This is a genomic window from Chthonomonas calidirosea T49, from assembly GCF_000427095.1.
GTDB classification, from domain to species: Bacteria; Armatimonadota; Chthonomonadetes; order Chthonomonadales; family Chthonomonadaceae; genus Chthonomonas; species Chthonomonas calidirosea.
Map to the genome: position 1 here is coordinate 2607089 of NC_021487.1, position 21058 is coordinate 2628146.

The 21058-nt window shown below is 55.2% G+C and carries 17 protein-coding genes; 10 read left to right on the plus strand and 7 right to left on the minus strand.

The window, feature by feature from the left end; all coding sequences use genetic code 11:
• Positions 1 to 4: 4 nt before the first annotated feature.
• Entirely contained in the window at positions 5 to 922 is a 918-nt protein-coding gene (gene thyX, locus CCALI_RS10890; protein WP_016483537.1) for an FAD-dependent thymidylate synthase, read from the minus strand.
• Positions 923 to 1297: 375 nt separating this feature from the next.
• On the opposite strand from thyX, the gene CCALI_RS10895 reads away from it, so the two are divergent.
• From CCALI_RS10895 to phoU, 9 genes are all read left to right on the plus strand, one after another.
• On the plus strand, positions 1298 to 2200 hold the full coding sequence (locus CCALI_RS10895; protein ID WP_044949158.1) for a type II secretion system protein: 903 nt from the start codon (positions 1298 to 1300) through the stop codon (positions 2198 to 2200).
• A 151-nt stretch (positions 2201 to 2351) separates the two neighbouring features.
• Positions 2352 to 3233, plus strand: a complete 882-nt coding sequence (locus CCALI_RS10900; protein WP_044950375.1) for a deoxyribonuclease IV — start codon at positions 2352 to 2354, stop codon at positions 3231 to 3233.
• Between the two features lie 245 nt (positions 3234 to 3478).
• Entirely contained in the window at positions 3479 to 5284 is a 1806-nt protein-coding gene (locus tag CCALI_RS10905) for an AAA family ATPase (RefSeq protein ID WP_016483540.1), read from the plus strand.
• Positions 5285 to 5311: 27 nt separating this feature from the next.
• Positions 5312 to 6835 carry a proteasome accessory factor PafA2 family protein gene (locus CCALI_RS10910; protein WP_016483541.1) on the plus strand — a complete coding sequence of 508 codons (1524 nt, stop codon included), beginning with the start codon at positions 5312 to 5314 and terminating at the stop codon, positions 6833 to 6835.
• A gap of 54 nt (positions 6836 to 6889) precedes the next feature.
• Positions 6890 to 7084: a ubiquitin-like protein UBact gene (locus tag CCALI_RS10915; protein WP_016483542.1), complete on the plus strand. Its 195-nt coding sequence runs from the start codon at positions 6890 to 6892 to the stop codon at positions 7082 to 7084.
• Between the two features lie 2 nt (positions 7085 to 7086).
• Positions 7087 to 7890, plus strand: coding sequence for a 20S proteasome, alpha and beta subunits (locus CCALI_RS10920; protein ID WP_016483543.1), 804 nt, complete (start codon positions 7087 to 7089; stop codon positions 7888 to 7890).
• A 25-nt stretch (positions 7891 to 7915) separates the two neighbouring features.
• Positions 7916 to 8713, plus strand: coding sequence for an Ntn hydrolase family protein (locus CCALI_RS15345; RefSeq protein ID WP_016483544.1), 798 nt, complete (start codon positions 7916 to 7918; stop codon positions 8711 to 8713).
• A 1-nt stretch (position 8714) separates the two neighbouring features.
• Positions 8715 to 10187 carry a proteasome accessory factor PafA2 family protein gene (locus tag CCALI_RS10930; protein ID WP_016483545.1) on the plus strand — a complete coding sequence of 491 codons (1473 nt, stop codon included), beginning with the start codon at positions 8715 to 8717 and terminating at the stop codon, positions 10185 to 10187.
• Between the two features lie 123 nt (positions 10188 to 10310).
• Positions 10311 to 11000 (plus strand): phosphate signaling complex protein PhoU, encoded by a 690-nt coding sequence (gene phoU / locus CCALI_RS10935; protein WP_016483546.1) that lies wholly within the window; start codon positions 10311 to 10313, stop codon positions 10998 to 11000.
• A 243-nt stretch (positions 11001 to 11243) separates the two neighbouring features.
• Here phoU and hpnC read toward each other — a convergent pair whose 3' ends face one another.
• From hpnC to CCALI_RS10955, 4 genes are all read right to left on the minus strand, one after another.
• Complete coding sequence (gene hpnC / locus CCALI_RS10940; RefSeq protein ID WP_016483547.1) at positions 11244 to 12152, minus strand: squalene synthase HpnC; 909 nt, start codon at positions 12150 to 12152, stop codon at positions 11244 to 11246.
• A gap of 43 nt (positions 12153 to 12195) precedes the next feature.
• Positions 12196 to 13020 carry a heavy metal-binding domain-containing protein gene (locus CCALI_RS10945; protein ID WP_016483548.1) on the minus strand — a complete coding sequence of 275 codons (825 nt, stop codon included), beginning with the start codon at positions 13018 to 13020 and terminating at the stop codon, positions 12196 to 12198.
• A 5-nt stretch (positions 13021 to 13025) separates the two neighbouring features.
• The gene (locus CCALI_RS10950) at positions 13026 to 13970 is read right to left on the minus strand and encodes a heavy metal-binding domain-containing protein (protein WP_016483549.1); all 945 of its coding nucleotides are present in this window, start codon (positions 13968 to 13970) and stop codon (positions 13026 to 13028) included.
• Positions 13971 to 14347: 377 nt separating this feature from the next.
• On the minus strand, positions 14348 to 14752 hold the full coding sequence (locus CCALI_RS10955; protein ID WP_016483550.1) for a hypothetical protein: 405 nt from the start codon (positions 14750 to 14752) through the stop codon (positions 14348 to 14350).
• Positions 14753 to 15010: 258 nt separating this feature from the next.
• Here CCALI_RS10955 and CCALI_RS10960 point away from each other — a divergent pair, with 258 nt between their 5' ends.
• A complete protein-coding gene (locus CCALI_RS10960) occupies positions 15011 to 16339 on the plus strand; it encodes a HEAT repeat domain-containing protein (protein WP_156415937.1) in 1329 nt (442 codons plus the stop codon).
• 134 nt (positions 16340 to 16473) lie between these two features.
• On the opposite strand, the gene CCALI_RS10965 is transcribed toward CCALI_RS10960, so the two are convergent.
• Positions 16474 to 20010, minus strand: a complete 3537-nt coding sequence (locus CCALI_RS10965) for an alpha-amylase family protein (RefSeq protein ID WP_016483552.1) — start codon at positions 20008 to 20010, stop codon at positions 16474 to 16476.
• Between the two features lie 294 nt (positions 20011 to 20304).
• Positions 20305 to 21045, minus strand: coding sequence for a lysophospholipid acyltransferase family protein (locus CCALI_RS10970; RefSeq protein ID WP_016483553.1), 741 nt, complete (start codon positions 21043 to 21045; stop codon positions 20305 to 20307).
• Between the last annotated feature and the right edge of the window lie 13 nt (positions 21046 to 21058).

Below are 21058 nucleotides of genomic sequence, written 5' to 3' on the forward strand. Positions count from 1 at the left end.
GCTCTCATACTTTCCGAAAAGCGGTATCTAGCCCAAAAGTGCCGTCCGGAAAGGTCACAACTTGATAATCCTCGAACAGGATCGGCTCAATGGCAACTAAACAACGGTAGACAAGAAACGCCAGCGCCCTTATCTCAATTTCGGCATGAACGTTAGCCCGCATCTCCAAAAAGTGGCGCCACGCCCGTGCATTGCCGGTTACCACCAGGGGCGCTTCGGCTTCATTAGGCAGCAACGAACGCGCTGCTTGCTGTACCTTTTTGCGGAGATCGGTGCGCATGTCGGCCGAGAGCAGCGGCTGGCCTGCCTGCTGTGCTTCCAGAAGCCGCTCTACCGTGCGCTCGTAGTCGGCTGCCGCTCGGTCTATGCGCTCCAGAAATTCGGCGTGGAGCGTAGGATTTTGCTGATACTCAGGCCGTTCTACAAAGCGCAGAACTCGCCCCGATACGTAGCGCTGCGATATCTGAGAATAGGAGAAGTGGCGATGACGCACGAGTTCGTGGGTAACCGAGCGGCTAACGCCGTAGCAGAGCAGGCTAAAGTTGGCGTGTTCGAGCACGCTACCATGTCCCGATTCTTTAATATTGTCGAAGTAGCGTTTGGCGTCTCGATTCCAGGTGCGCTTTGGGCCAAAGGAGGCATAGCAAAGCTGCCCGGCCGTTTTGCAAAGCTGGGTTCCCGGATCGAGACGCACGGGGTCTTGCAGATAGGTGGCAAAGCCCAAATCGGGGTCAAAGCCCTGCAGGAAAGGCTCGATGCCCTGAATATCGGTTGTCGTGCGCCCAATGAGCACAACCCCAGGATGACACAGGTAGGGTGTTCCTTTTGCGGTATGACAAACCGGTGAGTGAATGGCCGGAAATCCCTTTTCGGTGCCCGTTATCTTGATTTCGCGCCAATCCGTGTGCCATTCGGCCGACATAGATGCTCCTCAAGCCGACGCTCAGCTGCTCTGATGCTGGTCGGCAATGTAGAATACCACAGTGTGCTGTATGCTCATTGTTGTACCCCAATTTTGTGGGGCATCGAACCAGATGGAGGGCGAAATGTCGTTTGGAGGAGGGGTTAAGCCCTCTTTCGCTACCGCTTTAAGAGAAAGGGAGGTTCGCTTTTCCTTCAAGCTCAGCCTGTTGTCCGAGCTACCTCAAAAACTGGCGCTAGGGATATGAGTACATTCTCTTAGCTGACTCTTTGAGGCTAAACGGCCTGCCATCTAGGTGCTACAGGAGAGCGCTGAAGCAACAGATAATCTATCTGGTTCGACAAGATCCTTGCCGATGCACACAAGATGGCAACGATGAAAAAACAGGTTTCTAGTTTCCAACGCCAGCGCCTTCCGGTGGCATTTAGCCTTGTAGAGCTTTTGGTTATTGTATCCATTATAGCCATATTAGCGTCGCTTCTGGCGCCTGCGCTCGTTCAGGTGCGGGAACAGGTGCGTAGCACCCTCTGCCTCTCTAATTTGCGCCAACTGGGAATGGGGGTTATGCTCTATGCCGAAGACTACGACGCCATGTATGCCAGCCCCGGCTACCTGCCGGGCACATGGCCAATGGATTTACATCAGCCCTATCTCTCCGCAGGGTGGCGCGTTTGGGTTTGCCCCTCCGATAGTCTAGCACGCGTTTGGGACGGTTCGGTGAACAGCCCCTCTTTCCTACGTCGCACCAGCTACATTTGGAACGCCTATGTTTTCCGTGGCGACCCTTCGGATTGGCGTCGTGCCATCTCCTCTGCCGCCGTGCCAACGCCCGGCACACTGCCCATATGGGGTGAGGGCTATGCCAACCCAGGATGGGTTGCCGATGCCACTCCCCTCACCGACCCTTCCGTGAGAGATGCCTACATCCACGATGCCTACGGCGATAGCCTAAACACCCTGCCCAATGACCCCTTTGCCGCTCACTGCCCCTATCGTCCGCTCTATTTCGGCGTGCGCCCTCCGGATAGACGCCATAATGGGGGTGGGAACTATGTGTTTAGTGACGGTCACGCACACTGGTTCTTCCCTGACGACTTTCGTGTGGCAGCTCTTTACGCCTCCGGTGGGCGTATTGTGGACGATCGAACCGATCCGTTCGTTACCAACGGGGCTCGTATGGCCGCAATCTCAGGGGCGGCGCTTTGCCCGGTGTTCTGCTGCCCTCGGAACTTTGGCATGCCTCCCGGAGATGGCGAGCGCCCTTGGTTTCGTCCCTAGTCCTTCGACCTTGACAGCTCCCTTAGAAGGTGTTAAAATAAGCAAATCGTGCATTGAAAGGGTTGCTTTCCGATGCTAAAGGATAGCGATGAGCGATAGCGCCTCTGAGAGCCTGCCCATAGGCCTCTGTAATGAGTTGGAAACGCAGCCGCTGCCACGGCTCCTTGGCGCCCATATGCCCACTTCCGGCGGGTTGGCCAATAGCCTTATTAACGGAAAGGCCATCGGATGTACAGCCGTACAGCTTTTTACGAGCAGTCCACGCCAATGGTCACATCCTCCTCTTACCCCTGAAGAGATCGAGGCCTTTGAGGCCGCCAAAGAGCAGACCCAAATCTCCTTTATCATCGCCCATGATTCTTATCTTATCAACCTTGCAGCGCCGGCTGCGGATGTGTTGGAGCGCTCGCGAAGCGCCTTTCGGCATGAGCTAGATCGTGCGGAACAGCTCGGTTTACTTTGGGTGGTTACCCATATGGGAGCCCACCTAGGGCAAGGCGAAGAGCCCGCCATGCAACGTTTGGTGGAAAGCCTGATCATGATTTTGGAGGCGACCGACACGGCGAACTATCGGGTAGGCATCGCGCTAGAGACCACTGCCGGACAGGGCACCGGTTTGGGGTGGCGTTTCGAACAGCTCGGCGCCATTCTCGAAAAGATTGGGCCCCACCCTAGGCTGGGGGTTTGCATGGATACCTGTCATATCTTTGTGGCGGGTTACGACATTCGCACACCGGAGACCTATGAGGCCACCATCGTCGAGTTCGATCGACTTGTTGGGCTGCATCGGCTGAAGGTATTACACATTAACGATGCCAAGAAGGGACTTGGAAGCCGAGTGGACAGGCACGAACACATTGGGAAGGGCGAGATAGGCGATGCCGCGTTTCGACGTCTGCTCACCGACCCACGCCTTCTCAACGTGCCCGCTTTAATAGAGACACCGGAGGCCGAGACCATGCACGCGGTGAATCTAAGCCATCTCCGTCGGCTTATCAGCGGCTGTTCTGCGGAAGCAGGGGAGTCCTCCTAAGGCGTCGTAAAAGTTACGGCATATCCTTGTCGAAGCGGGTGATAAGTTGTCTACCGATTACGTAGTGAAGGTTGAGATAGGAAAACCCGTACTTAAGAAGGGGACAATGGGTAGAATTTTGTATCCATCTTGGAGAAACTTACCTCTATCGCTATCCGTAGATTAGAGTTATACAGAGAGCCCACCCGTTTTGTAAGCGGCGAAAGCAGCGATAACCCTGTGGGATCGAGGAGAGTGGAACACCCATGCGAAAAGATCGCGACCAACGTAGCTTTTCCGACAACGACGACTACGCAGAAAACGACCTCAATGAGAACGAAGGCTCTGGCGAGCTGCAGATTCGGGCGCTCTGGTTACTCGACGAGATCATCCGCATGACGCCGCGCAACGATGCGCGAATGGGCTATCTTTTGGCGTTACGCGAGCAGTTGGTCTCCGATGAGGAGGCGATGGAGCAGGCCAAGAAGGTGATCGCCGAATTCGAGGAGGCCTACAACAAGCTCACTTCGCCCGCAAACCGCATCGCTGTGTTTTTGGGGAAAGTGGATCCGGAGGAACCGAGGCCTAAAGCGCGCCGCCGCCAGGACGCAATGGAGGCAGGAAAGAGCGGCCAAGAAGAAAAGACGGATTTGGTGGTGCGTATCGCGATTGGAGATCAAGAATACATTGCCAACGTAGACCCCAAACTGGAAAAGACCGACTTTAAGGTGGGCACCCAGGTGAAAGTGAACGAGGCCTTCGCCGTTATTGGAGACCTGGGATATGCCAAAGGTGGCCCCATTGTAAAGGTCAGCGAGGTGCTTGAAGATGGGCGTTTGCGTGTCTCTATGGATGCTCAGGGGTTGCAATCGCGTGTGGTCTATCGCAGCGACGATCTGTTGCACGAGCCGTTGAAGCCCGGATCAGAGGTGCGCATGGAGCCTAACTTCAAAGTCGCGTTGGAGCACTTCCCCGCTCGCGAAACAACGGACTACTACCTTGAGGAGGTACCTGAGCTACCTTGGAGCAAGATCGGGGGCCAGGAAGAGGCTATAGGGGTTATCAAAGACGCCATTGAGATGCCGCTTCTCTACCCGGAACTGTTCACACGTTTTGGCAAGCGGCCGCCCAAAGGTATTCTGCTCTACGGTCCACCGGGCTGCGGTAAAACCCTTATAGGGAAAGCAACGGCCTATAACCTCACAAAGGAGTACAGCAAGCGCCAGGGCAAAGAGGTTAAAGAGTACTTTATGTACATCAACGGCCCCAAAATCCTCAACATGTGGCTCGGTGAGTCGGAACGACAGGTGCGAGAGATTTTCGCGCAGGCGCGAGAGAAGGCCAAAGAGGGACGCCTTGTGTTTATCTTTATTGATGAGGCCGAATCGCTATTACGAACGCGAAGCAGTGGCCGCTACCTCAACATCTCTAACACCCTCGTCCCTCAGTTCTGTGCGGAGATGGACGGTCTGGTAAGCCTGCAAAACGTGGTGGTGATGCTTACCTCCAACCGACCCGACTACATAGACCCCGCTGTGCTACGCCCCGAACGCATTGACCGTAAGGTTAAGGTGGCCCGACCGGATCGGCGGGCTGCACGCGACATCTATCGAATCTATTTAAGCGACGTGCCCTTGGATCCGGCCCTCATACGAGAGCATAAAGGGGACGTAGAGGCGGCTCTGGATGAGCTGCTCGACCTCGCCACCGATTACACCTTCCGAACGGATCCGGAGATGGAGTTTTTGGAGGTCTATCTGCGCAACGGCGGTACGGAGACTCTCTATTGGAAAGACCTTCTAAGTGGCGCGCTGATCAAATCGGTGGTGGAGCGCGCAAAGGACTTTGCCATACGGCGATGCATCGTCAACAACACCTCAGATGAGGGCATTGGAATTGACGACATTCAGAAGGCTCTACGCATCGAGTTCCGCGAGAACGAAATTTTCCCGAAGGGCGATTCGTTAGAAGATTGGTTGAAGCTGCTCGACTACGAGCCAGAGAACGTGGCGACCATTCGCCCCATCCGTGCCAGGAAAGGCACGCCGCACTCTCAGCACAACATCATCTAAGGGATGTAACAACTTAGGAAGTTAGTCATGAACCGACTGTTCGGCATCGAGACGGAATACGGCATTGTGGTGGAGGGGCTAAACACGGGCGATTGGCTTACCGAAAGTATGGCCGTGGTCCGCAGCTGTGAAGGGCCGTGGGTGAGCGGTTGGAACTACCGGGGAGAGGACCCTCGGCGTGATATGCGCGGTTTTACGGTGCAAAACCTCTCCACAAACCCTGACGATGCCCAATTTGACCCTCCCGGTGGTCCCACAATGAGCCGCGAGGAGGAGCGCAGCGATAGGGTGTTGCCCAATGGGGCGCGGCTCTATAACGATCATGGCCACCCAGAATACTCCACACCGGAGTGCCGCTCCCTTTGGGACCTCGTGGCGCACGATCGTGCCGGAGAGCGCATTGTGTTGGCTGCAGCCCGTCGCCGCGCTGCGGAGACCGGCCGAGCGGTTACGATCTACAAAAACAACACCGATTTCCATGGAGCCAGCTATGGCACCCATGAGTGCTATCTTATGCGGCGCGATGTGCCCACCGAGACCCTTATTCTCATGCTTCTGCCCTTCTTCGCCTCACGCTGCATCTACGCCGGAGCCGGCAAAGCGGGGGTAGAAAACAACGGTTTAGGGCGCTCCGATCTCTTCCAGCTTTCCCAGCGTGCCGATTTCTTCTCCGTGGAGGCGAGCGTAGATACCCTGCATAATCGCCCTTTGGTCAACACGCGCGACGAGCCGCACGCAACCCCGCGAACCTATCGGCGTCTCCATGTGATCTGTGGGGATGCCAACATGAGCGAGTATGCCACGGCATTAAAGGTGGGCACTACCTGCTTAGTTTTGTCGTTGTTGGAGCAGGGAAGGCAACCCCCCTTGCGTTTGGCAAACCCAGTACAGGCCGCTAAGGCCATCTCGCGTGATATCACTCTGAAACGCACCGTAGAAAGGGCCGATGGAAAGCCGCCAATTACGGCGTTGGAGATTCAGCGGCTCTACCTCGCCGAAGCGCAAAAATACCTGCAAAACAGCGATGAAGAGACCGACTGGGTGCTCACCGAATGGCAGCAGATTCTCGACGATCTGGAAAAAGACCCCCTTATGGCCGCCGACCGGTTGGATTGGGTCGCGAAGTATCAGCTTCTGGAACCGTTTCGCCAGGCAGAGGGGCTGAAATGGAACGATCCGCACATGCAAAGCCTTGATCTTGCCTATCACAACATAGACCCGGAGGAGGGGCTTTACTATGGTCTTGAACAGGCCGGGCAGATGTGCACCCTGGTAACGGAGACGCGTATTCAGGCGGCCATGTCGTGTCCCCCCATAGATACACGAGCCGCCCTACGTGGGCTGTTTGTACAGCGCTTCGCCTCAGCCGTGCGAAGCATTGGGTGGAATGGGGTGCTGTTTCGGTATAACGACGAGGACTATCTTTTCGATATGAACCCATTGGTTGAGGAGAACGTGCGGCTCCTCAACGAGGAGTTTGCCACGGCACGCACCTTAGAGGATGTCATCGCTCTCCTTCAAAGCCAACCCGGTGCGGAGGAGACCGTATAAAACATGTAGAACGATACCGAAGAGAAAGCGCCAAGCAACGAAGGAGCAAGAACCATGAGCGATCTATTTCGTATGGAAGAGCGACGGCAGATGCCTATACTGCCTACAGAGCCCGCCCGTAAAGAGGGGGATGGGGGCGGCCCTCAGAAGCCGGATGTGAAACGGCCGGATACCAGCGATCTGCTGCGCCGTATGAAGCGTGTAGATCCCGATGCGGCCCGTCGCTACCGACAACGAAGCGGAGAGTAACGTTGTTTGAACCGGCAGCAGATCTTTGGACCCTCTTGGAGCGGAGCGGTCATCCTCTAACGCGCCCGCTGACCGCTCCGTCTTTCAAAGGGGATTCGCGGGACACACAGGCGCTTACGGAGGTACACGGCACGACGGTGATCGCGGTAAAGTTCGATCGTGGCGTGATCAACGTGGGAGACCGCCGCGCTACCGCCAACTTTGCCGTAATGTACGATCGCGCCGAAAAGGTGTTGGCCGTTGATGACTATACTCTGCTTGCCATATCCGGCTCTTATGCACGTGCAATGGAGGTGGTACGCTATCTGAGAACGGCCTTTAAGCTCTACGAGCGTACCTATCTCCAACCGATGAGCCTAGAGGGCAAACTGGCTGAACTGGCCAAGGTAGTGCGGGCAGGCCTGCCGGAGGCTTTGCAAGGTATCGGTGGATTCCTGCCCCTGCTAAGTATCTACGACCGTGAGTTGGAGGAGGGGCGCATCTTCTTTTACGACGGCATGGGCGCCCGGTTCGAGAGCGCCGAGTTCGGTGCAGCTGGCAGCGGTTCGCTGCAGATTCGAGGAGTTTTTGACTATATCGTTAAAACCAAAAAACCCTTTCATCTGATGACACGAGAAGAGGCGCTCAGGGAGGCCCTGCTGCTGCTCGACATCGCCGCCGATCTCGACACGGCTACAGGGGGTTGGTCTAAAGTGCTTCCGCTGGCCAAAACGATCACCGCCGAAGGCATAGAGGATGTGCCCGAGGAGGAGCTGCGTGCCTTGGTAGAGAGCATCGAGACAACCACCAGCGCGCACACTCCATGATAAGATTCGAAATTTCGAGGTTTTTATGTACACACCTTTCGACATTAACGAGGCCGTCGCTCAACGTCGTGAATTTGTAGAGGAGGGGCTGCGCACGGGAAGCCCAGTGGTGGGGCTTCGCTATAAAGGCGGACTCTTGCTTTTCACTGTGCGTAGAGCCCAGCGTAAGATCTATGAGATATACGACCGACAGATGTTCTCGGCCATAGGCCGCCAGTCCGACATCGAAAATGTGCGTCTAGCCGCTATTCAAACCGCCCATCAAGAGGGTTTTGAGCGTAGCCCAGACGATGTCTCCTTGCACCGCCTCGTGGGCTTTGCGCTCAGCCCTACCCTAAAACGCGCCTTTGGTGACCCCATGTATATCCCCATCGTGATTCGAGCTCTCTTTGCCGAACTTGGCAAATCGGCCAAAAACGATGTGTTTGTAACACTAAACTACGATGGGGAGTATCGTCAAACACAGGACGTCGCCGTCATCGCGGGCACCCAGATCGCTGAAGACCGCATGCTGGAACGCCTGGAGGGAACCGATCCGGACCAGAGCCTGCATGAGGCCTTAGAGAGGGCTTTGCTCGCCTGGGCGGCAGGGATGCGCGAAGCCTTGCGAGGCGGACGCGGCATTAAAACCCGTGAAGAAGAGGAGGAATCCGAGCGGTTTCGTCTTATCGAAGAGGCCGACTCGGAGAGAGCTTTTCTGCGGGATGAGCTCAAAACCGGTACGATTGAGGCGGCCGTGCTAGAACGCGACGTGCGTCGAGAAAGCCGTTTTCGTTTGCTTACGGAAAAGGAGTTCGAGCCTCTACTGCGCGAGTATCGCTAAAATGGAAAAACGAATTTTTGGCATCGAAACCGAGTTTGGTTGCATGGTGCGAGATCCTTCAGTTGGCACACCTGAAGAGATCGTTGAGCAGGTGAAAGACTATGCCTTCTACGACAGGCGCTATGGGCTTATTGACCTTCACGCACGTGACTATGCCTTTGAACCGGCCCGCGCCGGAGGTTTTCTGCGCAACGGAGGTCGCCTTTACATAGATGCCGTCGGTAGTCATGAAGAGTATGCCACCCCTGAATGCTGTGATCTGCTAGACCTCGTGCGCTACGATAGGGCTGGGCGTATTCTGCTGTCGCGCTTATTGAAAGACCTGCAGCTGAGCCCAGTGGTTAGCTTTCATAACAACAGCATAGACCACTTCGGTGGGCATACCTTCGGTTGCCACGAAAACTACCTGGTGCAGCTCGAAGATCGCTTCTTTACCGATGCTCTATCGAGCCTGTTGCCGTTTCTGGTAACGCGCCAAATTTTTGCTGGTGTTGGGCGTGTGGGCGGACACCGGCTAACTCGCCCCTCTAGCAAAAACAACATCATGACTCTCAGCGAGCATGAGGTAGACTACGTTTGGGTCTCCAACTTCTATGGGGTCGAGATAGACCCCACGGTCAATTTTCAGCTTTCGCAGCGTGCCGATCACATCGTGAAAACCATCAGCTCGCGCGTCCGCTTTAACAGAGCGATCATCAATCCCAAATGGGATAGCTACTACTCCTACTCCAACCTGCATCGGCTGCATGTGCTCTTCGGCGAAAGCAACATGAGCGAATATGCCCTGATGTTAAAAGTGGGCACAACCTGTTTGGTGCTTGACCTCATCGAGGACGGGATCGCTCCGCCGGATGTGGAGGTGGCCGATCCGTTAGAGACTTTGCGCTCGGTCTCGCGCGATCCCACGATGAAATGGATAGTGCGTTTACGCAACGGACGCACCATTTCGGCCATTGACCTGCAACGTCGTTATCTTGATGCGGCGAAACGCTACCTTTATCGTCGCGACCCACAAACCGATCTGGTGCTTAGGGAGTGGGAGACTATTTTGGACGATCTCGAGCGAGACCCACTTTCGACGGCCGACCGCCTCGACTGGGCTGCGAAGTTTGTGCTCTATCGTCAGTACATGGAAGAGACCGGGGCAAGCTGGCAAGACGACGTGATGCAGAGCCTCGACTTGGAGTATCATAATGCGACACCGGAAGAGGGGCTGTTCTATGGTTTGGAGCAGGCCGGCCTGATGCGGCGCCTTGTTACTGACGAACAGGTGGAGGAGGCGTTGACCAATCCGCCCGAAAACACGCGCGCCTATGGACGCGGGCTTATTGTGGCGCAACTATTGGCACATCCGGGGCTGCGTTACGTGATCGATTGGGATGCGATCTATATCGAGCGCAATCGGCAGCTTGACCTGAAAAATCCGTTCCACACCTACGAGAAAGAGGCTATGCGCTTCTTACGCGGCGTGTAAGGTTTTGGTGCGCCTACACTCTCTACATTTAGGGCGGGCCTAAAACCCGCCCTATCATCATGGGGGAACTTAGGAGAAGCCATCGAGTCGTACGAAAGTAAAAAGGAAAAGAGGAACGGCGTTATGATTCCAATGCGTGCTCATTTTGAGGCCGAGCTGAATAGCCTGCGTGAAACGATGCTGGAGATGGCCACCTGCGCCGACAATATGTTGGCGCAGGCGGTAGAGGCACTGATGAGCGGCAACCTAGAGCTCGTGCAAAAGGTAATAGCTCAAGACGATACGGTAGACCGCTACGACATTGAGATCGAGAACAAATGTTTACGCCTCATTGCCACGCAACAGCCTGTGGCTCGCGATCTGCGCACCATTGGAACAGCTTTGAAGGCCATTACCGATGTGGAGCGTATTGGAGACTATGCGGTGGATATCGCAAAGATCGGGCGAAGGCTGGCGCGTGCTCAGCAGATTTATCGGCCCCTTGTGGACATTCCGCGCTTGGCCCATCTTAGCCGCGTGATGTTACAGGATGCGCTCCAGGCTTTTATTCATCACGATCTCAACCTCGTTGAGAAAGTTATTCGCGATGACGACGAAGTCGATCGCCTCTACCATGCCATGCGAGAGCGCCTCACCCAAGAGATCGTAGAGCACCCCTCTTGTGCTCTTTTGGCGCTAAATATTATGTTCGCGGCCAAATATCTCGAACGGGTGAGCGATCATGTGGTGAACATCGCCGAGCGCGTATGGTTTGTGGAGACCGGCGAACTCAAGCCGGCGCGTGAGTTTCTCAACGAAGAAGATTCACCTTAAGCAGCTGCCGACCACGTCAGCAATAGCCTCTTGCATTTGAACGATGCGTTCCTCCTAGAGGGCGATCCGTTCGGTGTATCCGAGTTCCACCTTCTCCTGACAAACCGGCAGCAGACTATCGCAATTCGTACAACTTGGAGTTTGCTAGGAGTAGCAAAGCGATCGCTGACCCAAAAACCCCCGTAGGAGCCGACCTGCTAGGTTGCTCCTACAGGGGTTTTTCTCTTCCAAATTGGGGAGAGCTTAGGAGAGGGGACGAAAAAGGCGTTTGAAGAGAAGAGCGAGTTGTCGGCTTTTAGGAATGGCCGGGCGTCGCGACAGCACGTCATAACCCTGCGATTCGATACGGCGTAAGACCTCCAAACCGCCTTGCGTGAACATGGCGATATCCAACCGAAGCCGTTTGTCTACCATGTTGCAGAGCGCTTGTCCTTCTAAAAACAGCGCGCGTGTACGTTCGACCTCAAAGCGCATTAACTCGGCAAATGCAGGGGTGAACTTGCGCGCTTGAAGTTCCGTTTCCGAGTAACCAAAACGAGCCATATCCTCTAGAGGGATGTAGATCCGCCCTTTGTCGAGATCGCGTGCCACATCCTGCCAGAAATTGGCGAGTTGAAGGGCTGTGCAGGTTTTATCGGCCAAAGCGAACCGCTCTGCATCCCGATAGCCAGCCAGATAGAGCACCAGGTGACCTACCGGATTGGCCGAGTAGCGGCAGTAGCCCAGCAGGTCGTCGTAGGTAGCGTAGCGTGTGCAGATTTGGTCTTGGCGAAAGGCCTGTAACAGATGGCGGAACGGCTCGGACGGAATTTGGAATCGCTTGACGGTCTCTTCCAGCGCGACGAAGACGGGATGGCGCGGCTTTCCATCGTACATGGCATCGAGTTCCGTTTCCCACCAATCCAGCAGGGCGAGCGATTGTTGGGGATCGCCGATCTCATCACCAAGGTCATCGCTAATACGACAGTAGGCATAGATATTATAGAAATGTTGGCGTAACGCGCGGGGACAAAAGAGAGTGGCCACCAGAAAGTTTTCGTAGTGCGATTTGGCGAGGCGAGCGCAGTATCGCCGCGCCTCCTCCAAAGTTGGTTGGCCCTCATAACGATAAGGATGGCTAAGAGAGAGCGAATCGCTGGTACTTGTGTTCATATACAGAATAATACCTCAGTCGCATCGTGTGACCATGAGGTTGTTAGCCATTTAGCGGCAACACCAGTTGAGGGCTCTGGATGGTGTGCTCTTTGGAAATAGAGGTAACGGCGGTGCCGACGGCAAAAAACTCGATGGTATGGCTGCCCCAACTATAGTTGCTTTCAGTGACTCGGGTGCCGACGATGCCTTCTGCCTGCTCTGCCTCCGCTTCGGCTTGCATCCGCGATAGAGCCAGCTCACGAGCGTCGTAGAGCGCCTGTGTGTAGTTTTGCAGCTCCACGTTGCGCCCCATCTGATTAAGGGCTTGCAGAAAGCCGCGATAGGCCACATGATAGACGCAGACGCCCATTACCAGCGAGATAGGACGATAGCCGGCTTTCAGCAGCGTCCAAAACTCTTGGCCGCTGAGGTCGGAGGTAAACGGCCGATTACGGTGCGTGCGATAGTGCTCTCCGGTACGATGACGAATGGCGGTGCCGATGGCGATGAATTCGGCGATGCCCTCGCCCCAAGCAGATTGGCTTGCCTCAAGGCGTACGCCCACAATGCCATCGGCGCCTAGCAGGTCGGCCTCTTCTTCCATACGCGTCATGGCCAGCTCGCGTGCCTGATACATGGCCTGTGTTAGCACGGTCATCTCCTGATTTTGGAAGACACGAGCAAACTGAAAGCCGATGTGGTAGATGGAGCTGCCCATGACAAAGCCAACGGGGTCGAAGCCGGCCTCACGGACAAGAAGAAACTCATTAACGGAGAGGTCACTGGTAAAAAAGGCGCGTTTTTCTGCGGTACCGCGCATTTCCAAGAGACGCTGCCGGGCGGCCTCAGGAAGTCCGGCTTGAGAGCCGGGGGTATAGTCGCTCATCTGTGTTAACCTCCACGGAGTTGTTGGGCTGTATCGGTCATCATAAGTTGCAGATCAATTTGTGGCGTTATATCGGGAGCTGGGTAAGGCGCGATGGCGGTGCCGAGAGCGGTAAAGTAGTGGATAACCGCAGGGTTCCGATACTGATCTCCTGCAATAAAATCGTGATGCACCTCGATATCGCTTCCTATAACGCCGGTAGCCTGTACGGCAAGAGCTTCGTGTACCATGCGCTCCATGGCGCGCTCTCGCGCTTGGTAGAGAGATTGGGTAAAGTCGGTGAGCTCTTGGTTCATCCAGCCGGTACCAAAAGGGCTGCTGGCCATTTGGGTGCGCCAGGTGGCCACTTGGCAAAACACACAGCAGCCAAAGGCGAAACCAACTGGTCGGAACCCCGCTTGGTGCAGGGTGTAGTAGTCGTGACCGGAGAGATCGCTTACAAAGGGCAGGTTGCCAGGCTGATGGTAGGTGCGGATAGGCTCCTTGATGGCCGTGCCGAAGGCGAGGAATTCAAGCACGGAGTTTTCAAGGGCACGACGGACGATCTGCATTCCTACAACGCCATGGGCACCTAGTAGAGCGGCCTCCTGCTGCATACGGTTAAGGGCGAGATGGCGAGCTGCATAGTAGGCCTCGCTAAGGGCGGTAAGCTCCATGGAGTTGCCCGACCAAGAGGGAAGATACTGAAACCCGATCTGGTAGATGGAGCTACCCATCACCTGCCCGAGAACCTCCACGCCGATACCACGCAACAGAAGCTGCTCGTTAATGGAGAGCGTAGAGGAGAAACCTCTATGGGCATTTGCGATAGTCGTGGCCTGTTCGCGCAATCGTTCCACAGCGTTAAGCGGCAGTCCACCACCGGCCAGGCTTCTGAGGCTCTCTTGCTTGCGCTGGGCTGCGTTCGGATCGTCTGGTTGTCCAGGTTGTCCAAGGTTAAAAAAACGCATTGTTTTGGTTCCTAGGGGTTAGGATAGGCCAGTGAACCTCTACGAGGACAAGCCCCGTGGCTTCTGACTTCATTCTTCATTGAGAACCGCTTGCCCTACCAAACCTGACGTTCCCTCCTTCCGCCTTTAGCGTCTCCGACATTCAAAAGGCGTAACCCTTCCGACAGAATGTTTTTGGCAGCGTTCGTATCGTGGTCGTATACCCCACCACAACCTCTACACACCCACTCCAAGGCCGACGCCCTGCCCCTCCCCTGTCAGAAAGTTCCGAATCCTCAACATTCCCGCAGTTATGGTAGGTTTTAATGAGCGGGTAGAATCGGTTCACCTTTACCGCTTGCCCGCTGAAACTCTTAACGAGGAGGTTTTCTTGCTTTTTATCCTATAAATTTGGCAAGGGCGTTGCGCGCTGCCGCGCTCTTACGGACGCGTTCACCGATCTCTTGATCAAGCGCCGTTACCCACTCTTCCACCGGTATCTCCTCGGTTTTTAAAGCGATGCCTCTTACAATACGAGTCCGTGTGGCGCGGAGATTTCCCCGACCAGGGTCTTCTAGGGTATAGCTCCACTCGCCGAGCTGAACACGAATTTGGTGAACGCTTTTGCGCGCGCTAAACAGTCCTCCCTTGTATTTCACCTCTGTCTCTTGCGGCAGCACCTGGGTGAGCATGGAGGCGAGCAGGTCTAGAAAGGCACGCTGGTCACGGGCGTACTGTTGAGATAGAGAGGCAGCAACCCCAAATTTCAACCATTCTGGCTCATCATCTAGTTGGTCGCTCAACTTAGGTTTCTCCTCCCTCTCATTTTAATGTCTCTTTCTGCATAGACGTTAGAAACTCCTGCAACGTTTCTGAATTGGAGCGTTCGAGGGGTCACAGCCGCAAGAAGGGGACGTTTCAGAAAAGGGAAAGCGCTATGGGGTAGAATGCATTCACCACTCAAAGTCAAGCGCGGTTTCAGAAGAAAAAAGGAAAATTCTATGCGGTGGAAGCCACGGAGAAAACTTTCAATTTGCACAGTTTATTGGTTGTTTGGTTTGATGGGTTTATTTTTGGGGGCTTCGCGTTGTGGGTGGGCGAAGGATATTGTTGAGTCGCTTTTCCATGAGGAGATAGCGCATGCGGCAGAGGCGATGGAGTGGCATGGAGAGCCCTTATCTCGTGATACCCTTTATGCGCTTGCCGCAACGGGGATTTCTTGGGAGCCATTTTGGGGCCGTGCGCACCTCTTTTGGATGGGGTGGGCTCGCTGCGATAGAAAGGATCTGCTCGACAAGAAGAACAAGCAGGTGGGCCAGCGGTTCGCGGAGATAGAGGCCAGTTACGCCTCCCAGGATTGGGGACACGTGGTCGATCTAGCGACAAGAGATTTCTCCTTTCGCGCTATCACCTGCAATCCCGATCTGAAGCTTGCCGTGGGCGAGAGCTTTTTGCAGCTAGATCGTCCGGAGCGGGCTTTTCCGGTGTTGGCATCGGCCTATCAGGCGGAACGAATGGGGCGTGGAGGCGACGCGATCCTAGAGGAGACTGACTGGAAAATACGTCGCGGCGCCTTCGAGGCCGCACGTGCAGCCCATTTGACGAAGGAGGCTGTTGTTTTTGGACTTTCTCTGCTGTTTCAACCCTCTGCCGAAAACTCACAGGTAGACCATGAGGTATTGACCTACTTAGAGCAGCAGGGTGTCAGTATCGAGCGCGTAGCGTTGGGGATCTTACAAGCACCGGCACGGCTAACCGGCTTACCGGCCTACAGCTACGTGGCGGCCGATCTGTTAGCGATGCGTCCGCGTCCAGAGTTACTGCCAGTGTTTATGGCGATGTCACAGAGCGGGGATGTCTACTTACGGGCGCGGGCGCTTATCGGCTTAGCGGCGCTCGCCTACCAACCGAACTCCAACATGCAAGAGAACCCCTTTGGAGAGGCTCTACCCTTTACACCTACGGTAACCGGTTTATCGGCCGATCAACGCGCGCAGATTGAGGATATGGCTTTGCGGGCTATCCATGATGGAAACTACCGTCTGCGCGCTGCTGGCGTCCTGGCACTGGGGTTAATTGGTGGGGAAGAGAACCGTGCGTCCATAGTAAAGTTGGAGCGCGACCCTGCTTGCTACGTCATTCCCACGGGTGTGCGAGGGCTAGAGCAGCTGCGGTTTCCCGTGCGAGAGGCCGTGGCGTTAGCCCTAAAGCGCTGGGGGGTGACCTTCGATCCGGGAGATGGTACCTATTCAGGAAGGGCGCTTGTGGAAGCACGGCGCCGCACCCGAGATGTAACCCACGATTTTGGGGGCATCAATCGCTCTATGGTGAGCGCCCTGTTGGTTTTTCCGTTTGATACACCTTTGCCACTTAGCCCAGTTCGTTTTTGAAGTGGGGGCTTGCTAGACTTTTGGAAGATAGAACCGGCTTCGCAGAGTTTCTCTTGAACTTCATGAAGGAAAAAGGAGGCATCAAATAGATGCCTCCTTAAAGCGTTAAGGTTTGCGCTGGGATGGAAGAGAACTTAAAGAGCGCCTTGCCCGCTTTTTACGGTGATCTGTGGGGTGACGGGTTGCGAGGCACGGTAACGCAACACGAACGAAAGTTTTGTTCCTTGCGGAACATCGTTTTCGGATATCAGCAAGGTGGGCGTGCCGAATTGGAGCATGCTATAGCCCGTCGCATTCTGAAGGGAGACCCCCTGAGGCAGCTTAACCAGGAGATGGACTGGTCCGTTGAGGTTGGTTAGCGCCGTAAGCGTTCCATTTTGAATATAGAGTTTGCGGTTTGAATCGAAGGTCGGCGCTGAGAGGGCAAGGGTGTAACTGGAAGAGGCCACCGTTTGAGCAAACTGGAAGGTATAGGTAACCGCGTTTTGGAGGGTAACGCTTGACGTGCCTGGGTCGGGCACGTTGTTGCCCGGCAGCGGTGGAAGGAACTGATTGGTTAAGTAGGGAACCGGCGTAGGCCGACTGCCTAGAGTGCCTCGACGGGCATCGGTAGACAAGAAGATGGTGCCCGATTCCCCCGTCGTTCGCAGGCACGCGACCATGCCGATAGTGGTGGTAGTGGTCATTCCTTTTGGAAAGAGCACGGTAAGCGGAATGGCCACCTCGAGGCCTGTTACAGGATTGGAGAAGGGGCCGGGGCGCGGCTGCCAAGCGATCTCGGAAGGCATAGGAACGAGCTGATTCGCATGGAACACGTCAATGTAGTAGAGGCCTGCTGCAGCGCCTACCGGTGTTGGGCGTGTAGGCTGACTGGCAAAAGGCGCCTCTGGGGAAGAGAAGAGATTGTTGAGACGTAACACCCCCACGCCAAAATTCGCTTTGAAGCCAGGAGGCAGCGTGATAGGGGCGTTGGAGAGCAGGCGACCAGCGGGGCCTGTATCGTCATGAAGTGTAGCAAGGTTGTTGACGCCTAGCCCTGTGTGGGTATCAAGGTAGAGCGCCACACCGTTGGTGAAGTTCTCTGATGGATCTACGCTACCTGCCAAGCCAATATAGAGATTGTGATCGTCGTTCTTAACAAAAAGACCATCAAGTCGGTTGGAGTTCGAGGTGGGTGTTTGGGTTTGATAGACCAGCGCCGGCGGATAGTTCGAGAGGTTTCCGGTGGGAGGAGGGCCAAAGATAGGCCTGTTGAGCACGAAAAAGGCCGTAAACTGGTTGAAGACGCCAGGCCGATTGCCTGTATTGGCAAAAACCCGAACTCGGATCACATGCAGACCGTTGGACAGGAGGGTGAGATCGATCCCACGCAACACAAACTGTCCGTTCTGCAGTTTTGTCATGGGCACATAGCCATCCGCCAATCCCTCCGGCGTGTTGGAAAGCGGCTTCTGTCCCGCCACCGGTAGGCCGTTGTCGAGCTGGAGCACGGCAGAGTTGCCCATGGCATCGGTGGTAACCTTCACATCCATGAGGTCGGTGCTGACCGTGGCAAAGGAGTAGGTGAGATTCTGTCCTTGAGCATACTGCCCGGTGGGGTCAAGATGGGTCTGAAAGCCGATGGTCTGTTCAGGCGAGGTTTCGGCGTCCAACAGTTGAATGGGGGGTGTGTTTGGCAATGGTTGTGGGGCTTGTTGAACGTAGAGAACATAGCCGGTGCCATTAGCGTAACCTGTAGTGCCGTTGGCAGGGATGGTGATGGTGACGCTGCCGTTGGACTGAACGGTTACCGGAGGCTCTTGGCCGGTGAGATCGGTGAGGATAGCCCCGGCAGGAAAGGCGGTCTGCACCGTTTGGGTAAGCGCAACCCCATCATCGCGGATGTTAATGCCGGCAAGCAGCAGCGACTGTCCATTGACCTGACGCTCATAGATAAGAAGGTTAGAGCTGCTATAGCGGATCACCATATTACCCCGCGCATAACGGTCATGCGCATCGAGGAGGGTTAGAAGAAGGTTGTCGCCTGTGCCTACAGCGTCGAATCGGCCGGCGCGCGGGAAGTCGGTATAGTCGTTAGGCTTTTGGTTATTGCCGTCGTAATAGACAACGGGTCGTTCTGGCCCGGTGAGCGTGAAGGTATAGGCCTGATTACTGGCAGCTGGAGGGCCTTGATCGGCGCTTTGCACGAAGCTGACACCAAGGCTTGGCTCTAGTCCTCCGAAAGAGAAAGCGAGGCCGGTAGCGCTATCGGTGCCAAGTGTGTTGCCAAGAGTGGCACCTATGTTCCCTAAACCACTGGAGTTAAACACACTATCGAGATTGTCTTTAAGCGGGAAGTCCAACAGGTTCATTCCAACCTTGCCATACTCTCGTAGCTCGTAGTTGGGGTTGACATTTGGGAAGTCCTCGCCAAAAACGTAGAGATTGGGGTTAAGCCCATACAGATAGGAGAGCCAGCCCTGACCGGAGACGATGGGGCCGGGCTGGTAGTTAGAGATGGGTTGGAAGAAGGCGGGTGGAATGTAGCGAACAGCATCGAGGCGGAAGCCGTCGAAACCGAAGAAGGTTGTGAGCCACCACCCCCATCGCTTGAGGTACTGTCGCACATCTTCCGCCACCGGCTGCCTGTTAGGGTAGAGGAAGGGGTCGAGAGGTTGCCGAACGAAGGTCGGTTTACCATAGGCGTTGAAGGTGGCATAGGAGGGCAGATTAAAGGGGCCGGTTTCCGCGTCGTTGCCATCCTCTTGCGCGATATCGGCCATGCCGAGAAGGTCGAAATCGAGGGTTTGATGGGCGAACGGCGGCGTATTGTTGAAATCAACCCCGTTGTTGTTGGTATTTGAGGAGGAGAAGATATGGAAGTCCTCTGGGATCATATCGGGGTACTGGTTAATGGGGGTGGAGGCGCGATTATCGTTATGGTTGAGCACGGTGTCTTCATAGACGCTGAGGCCAAGGCGATGGGCTAGCTGGATGAGTTGAAAGAGGTCTTGTGCGGTTCCATAGTTCGTATCGAGCGAGCCGGACTGAAACCGATCGCCGAAGTCGAAACGGTCGAAGGGGTTATAGCCAACCGAAAGTCCACCTCCACCAGCTTTTTCACCGGGCGGCAGCCACAGGGCGCCATAGCCTGCGTTAACGACCTCGGGTAGGCGTTGCAAAATGATGTTATAGGGCGTATCGAACCACTCCAGGATAGGTGAGGACAGCGGGGGCGGCATGTGGCGCACGTAGAAGCCGAAGTTTTGGAAGTTGTTGTTGTCGTAGGCCACGGAGCCGTCGGTGCCAACGGCCTTAATATAGAATTGCACATTGGTGTTAGGTGGGAATTGAGGCAGCACAAGGAACCAGTGGGTATTACTGCTGTCGTTGTAGTCGAAGGAGAACGGGTAGGCTGTAACATGAGCGAAGTTGTCGGTTGTAACCTCCGCATAGACGCTTTGACCAAAAGCGATGGGATAGGTTTGGGTAACGACGGTAACGGTTTGTGTGGGCTCTACAAAGGCACCCTGTGTAGGAAGACCGCCTGGAACGCCGGTGAGAAAAAGTGCAGTGTTGCCGACCCACTGCACGATGGCAGCATTGGTGATGGAGAGGGCGAAGAGCAGGAGTGCCAGTGTTGTACTAAGAACGAGCAGGCCTCGCGCTTTAGGTTGTTGAGATCTAGGCATCGTTGCATCTCCCAGGTGAGAATTCGTATTCACAACTCCGATTCTATTGTATCAAAGTTGTTCCCCGATGTCAATATGCAATTTTACCGGAAGTGATTGTCCTTTATGGAAAGCAGACCACTAGCCTGACAACAGATGGTGGTTGTCTTTCGGCAAAAGAGCTGTTTCGCGAGAAGAGATGGGAAGGCTCTACAGCAACTAACTTGTATTAGTATAAATAGCCTTACAGTTTCTAGCTACAGTTAGGCTGCAGCGGCAATGGGTTGATAGCGGTGGCCTGTCGTGTAAGGTGGCTTAGCTCTCGTCGGTTGCCCACTCCGATGGGTAATTAGGATATCCAGCGCGGCGTTCGGCTTCACGCTCCATACGATTAAGGGCACGTTCCAACTGGGCGGCATAAGCGAGACGGCCGTTTTCATCAAGGTTGGGTGGGACATAGATCGGGTCGCCCACAAGGAAAAAGGCGCGAGCAAACGGGAGGGGAATTAGATAGGAGTCCCAGCTACGGATGAGAATACGTCGTGAGGCAGAGATACCTACCGGCACGATAGGCGCGCCGGATTTCTCCGCCATGAGAATAACGCCAGGCTGCACCTTATGGGTGGGGCCGCGAGGCCCGTCGGGCGTAAAGGCGAGCACCTCGCCTTTTTGCACTTTACGTGCCATTTCGAGGGCACCGCGCACGCCGCCACGTCCGGTAGAGCCACGCACGGTTTGGAAGCCGAATCTGCGAAATATTCGGTTTTGCAATTCACCATCGCGAGATAGGGAGATAAGCGCCCAATAGCCGCGGTTGCGGAGAATATTGGCTGCGATAAAGGTACGACCGTGCCAGGTCACCAAAATAGCCCCTTTATTTGGCGAGGGAACAAGGCTCTGCATATTCTCCGTTTGCACTCGCAGGGTTTTGTAGATGGCGCGGGCGAGCAACCATATCAGCCATGATAGAACGCGGTACTTAAGTTCCCTCACCTGCTGATACCGGGACGAGCGATTCGTGGAGGTTTCTGGGCTTGGTTGCGTAAGGGTGTCCATAAGAGCCGCTTAC

What these genes read in the sequence shown, in the direction of transcription:
- thyX (WP_016483537.1), bottom strand. Translation starts at nt 922, where the DNA reads ATGTCGGCCGAATGGCACACGGATTGGCGCGAAATCAAGATAACGGGC.
- CCALI_RS10895 (WP_044949158.1), top strand. Translation starts at nt 1,298, where the DNA reads ATGAAAAAACAGGTTTCTAGTTTCCAACGCCAGCGCCTTCCGGTGGCA.
- CCALI_RS10905 (WP_016483540.1), top strand. Translation starts at nt 3,479, where the DNA reads ATGCGAAAAGATCGCGACCAACGTAGCTTTTCCGACAACGACGACTAC.
- CCALI_RS10910 (WP_016483541.1), top strand. Translation starts at nt 5,312, where the DNA reads ATGAACCGACTGTTCGGCATCGAGACGGAATACGGCATTGTGGTGGAG.
- CCALI_RS10915 (WP_016483542.1), top strand. Translation starts at nt 6,890, where the DNA reads ATGAGCGATCTATTTCGTATGGAAGAGCGACGGCAGATGCCTATACTG.
- CCALI_RS15345 (WP_016483544.1), top strand. Translation starts at nt 7,916, where the DNA reads ATGTACACACCTTTCGACATTAACGAGGCCGTCGCTCAACGTCGTGAA.
- CCALI_RS10930 (WP_016483545.1), top strand. Translation starts at nt 8,715, where the DNA reads ATGGAAAAACGAATTTTTGGCATCGAAACCGAGTTTGGTTGCATGGTG.
- phoU (WP_016483546.1), top strand. Translation starts at nt 10,311, where the DNA reads ATGATTCCAATGCGTGCTCATTTTGAGGCCGAGCTGAATAGCCTGCGT.
- hpnC (WP_016483547.1), bottom strand. Translation starts at nt 12,152, where the DNA reads ATGAACACAAGTACCAGCGATTCGCTCTCTCTTAGCCATCCTTATCGT.
- CCALI_RS10945 (WP_016483548.1), bottom strand. Translation starts at nt 13,020, where the DNA reads ATGAGCGACTATACCCCCGGCTCTCAAGCCGGACTTCCTGAGGCCGCC.
- CCALI_RS10950 (WP_016483549.1), bottom strand. Translation starts at nt 13,970, where the DNA reads ATGCGTTTTTTTAACCTTGGACAACCTGGACAACCAGACGATCCGAAC.
- CCALI_RS10960 (WP_156415937.1), top strand. Translation starts at nt 15,011, where the DNA reads ATGGGTTTATTTTTGGGGGCTTCGCGTTGTGGGTGGGCGAAGGATATT.
- CCALI_RS10965 (WP_016483552.1), bottom strand. Translation starts at nt 20,010, where the DNA reads ATGCCTAGATCTCAACAACCTAAAGCGCGAGGCCTGCTCGTTCTTAGT.
- CCALI_RS10970 (WP_016483553.1), bottom strand. Translation starts at nt 21,045, where the DNA reads ATGGACACCCTTACGCAACCAAGCCCAGAAACCTCCACGAATCGCTCG.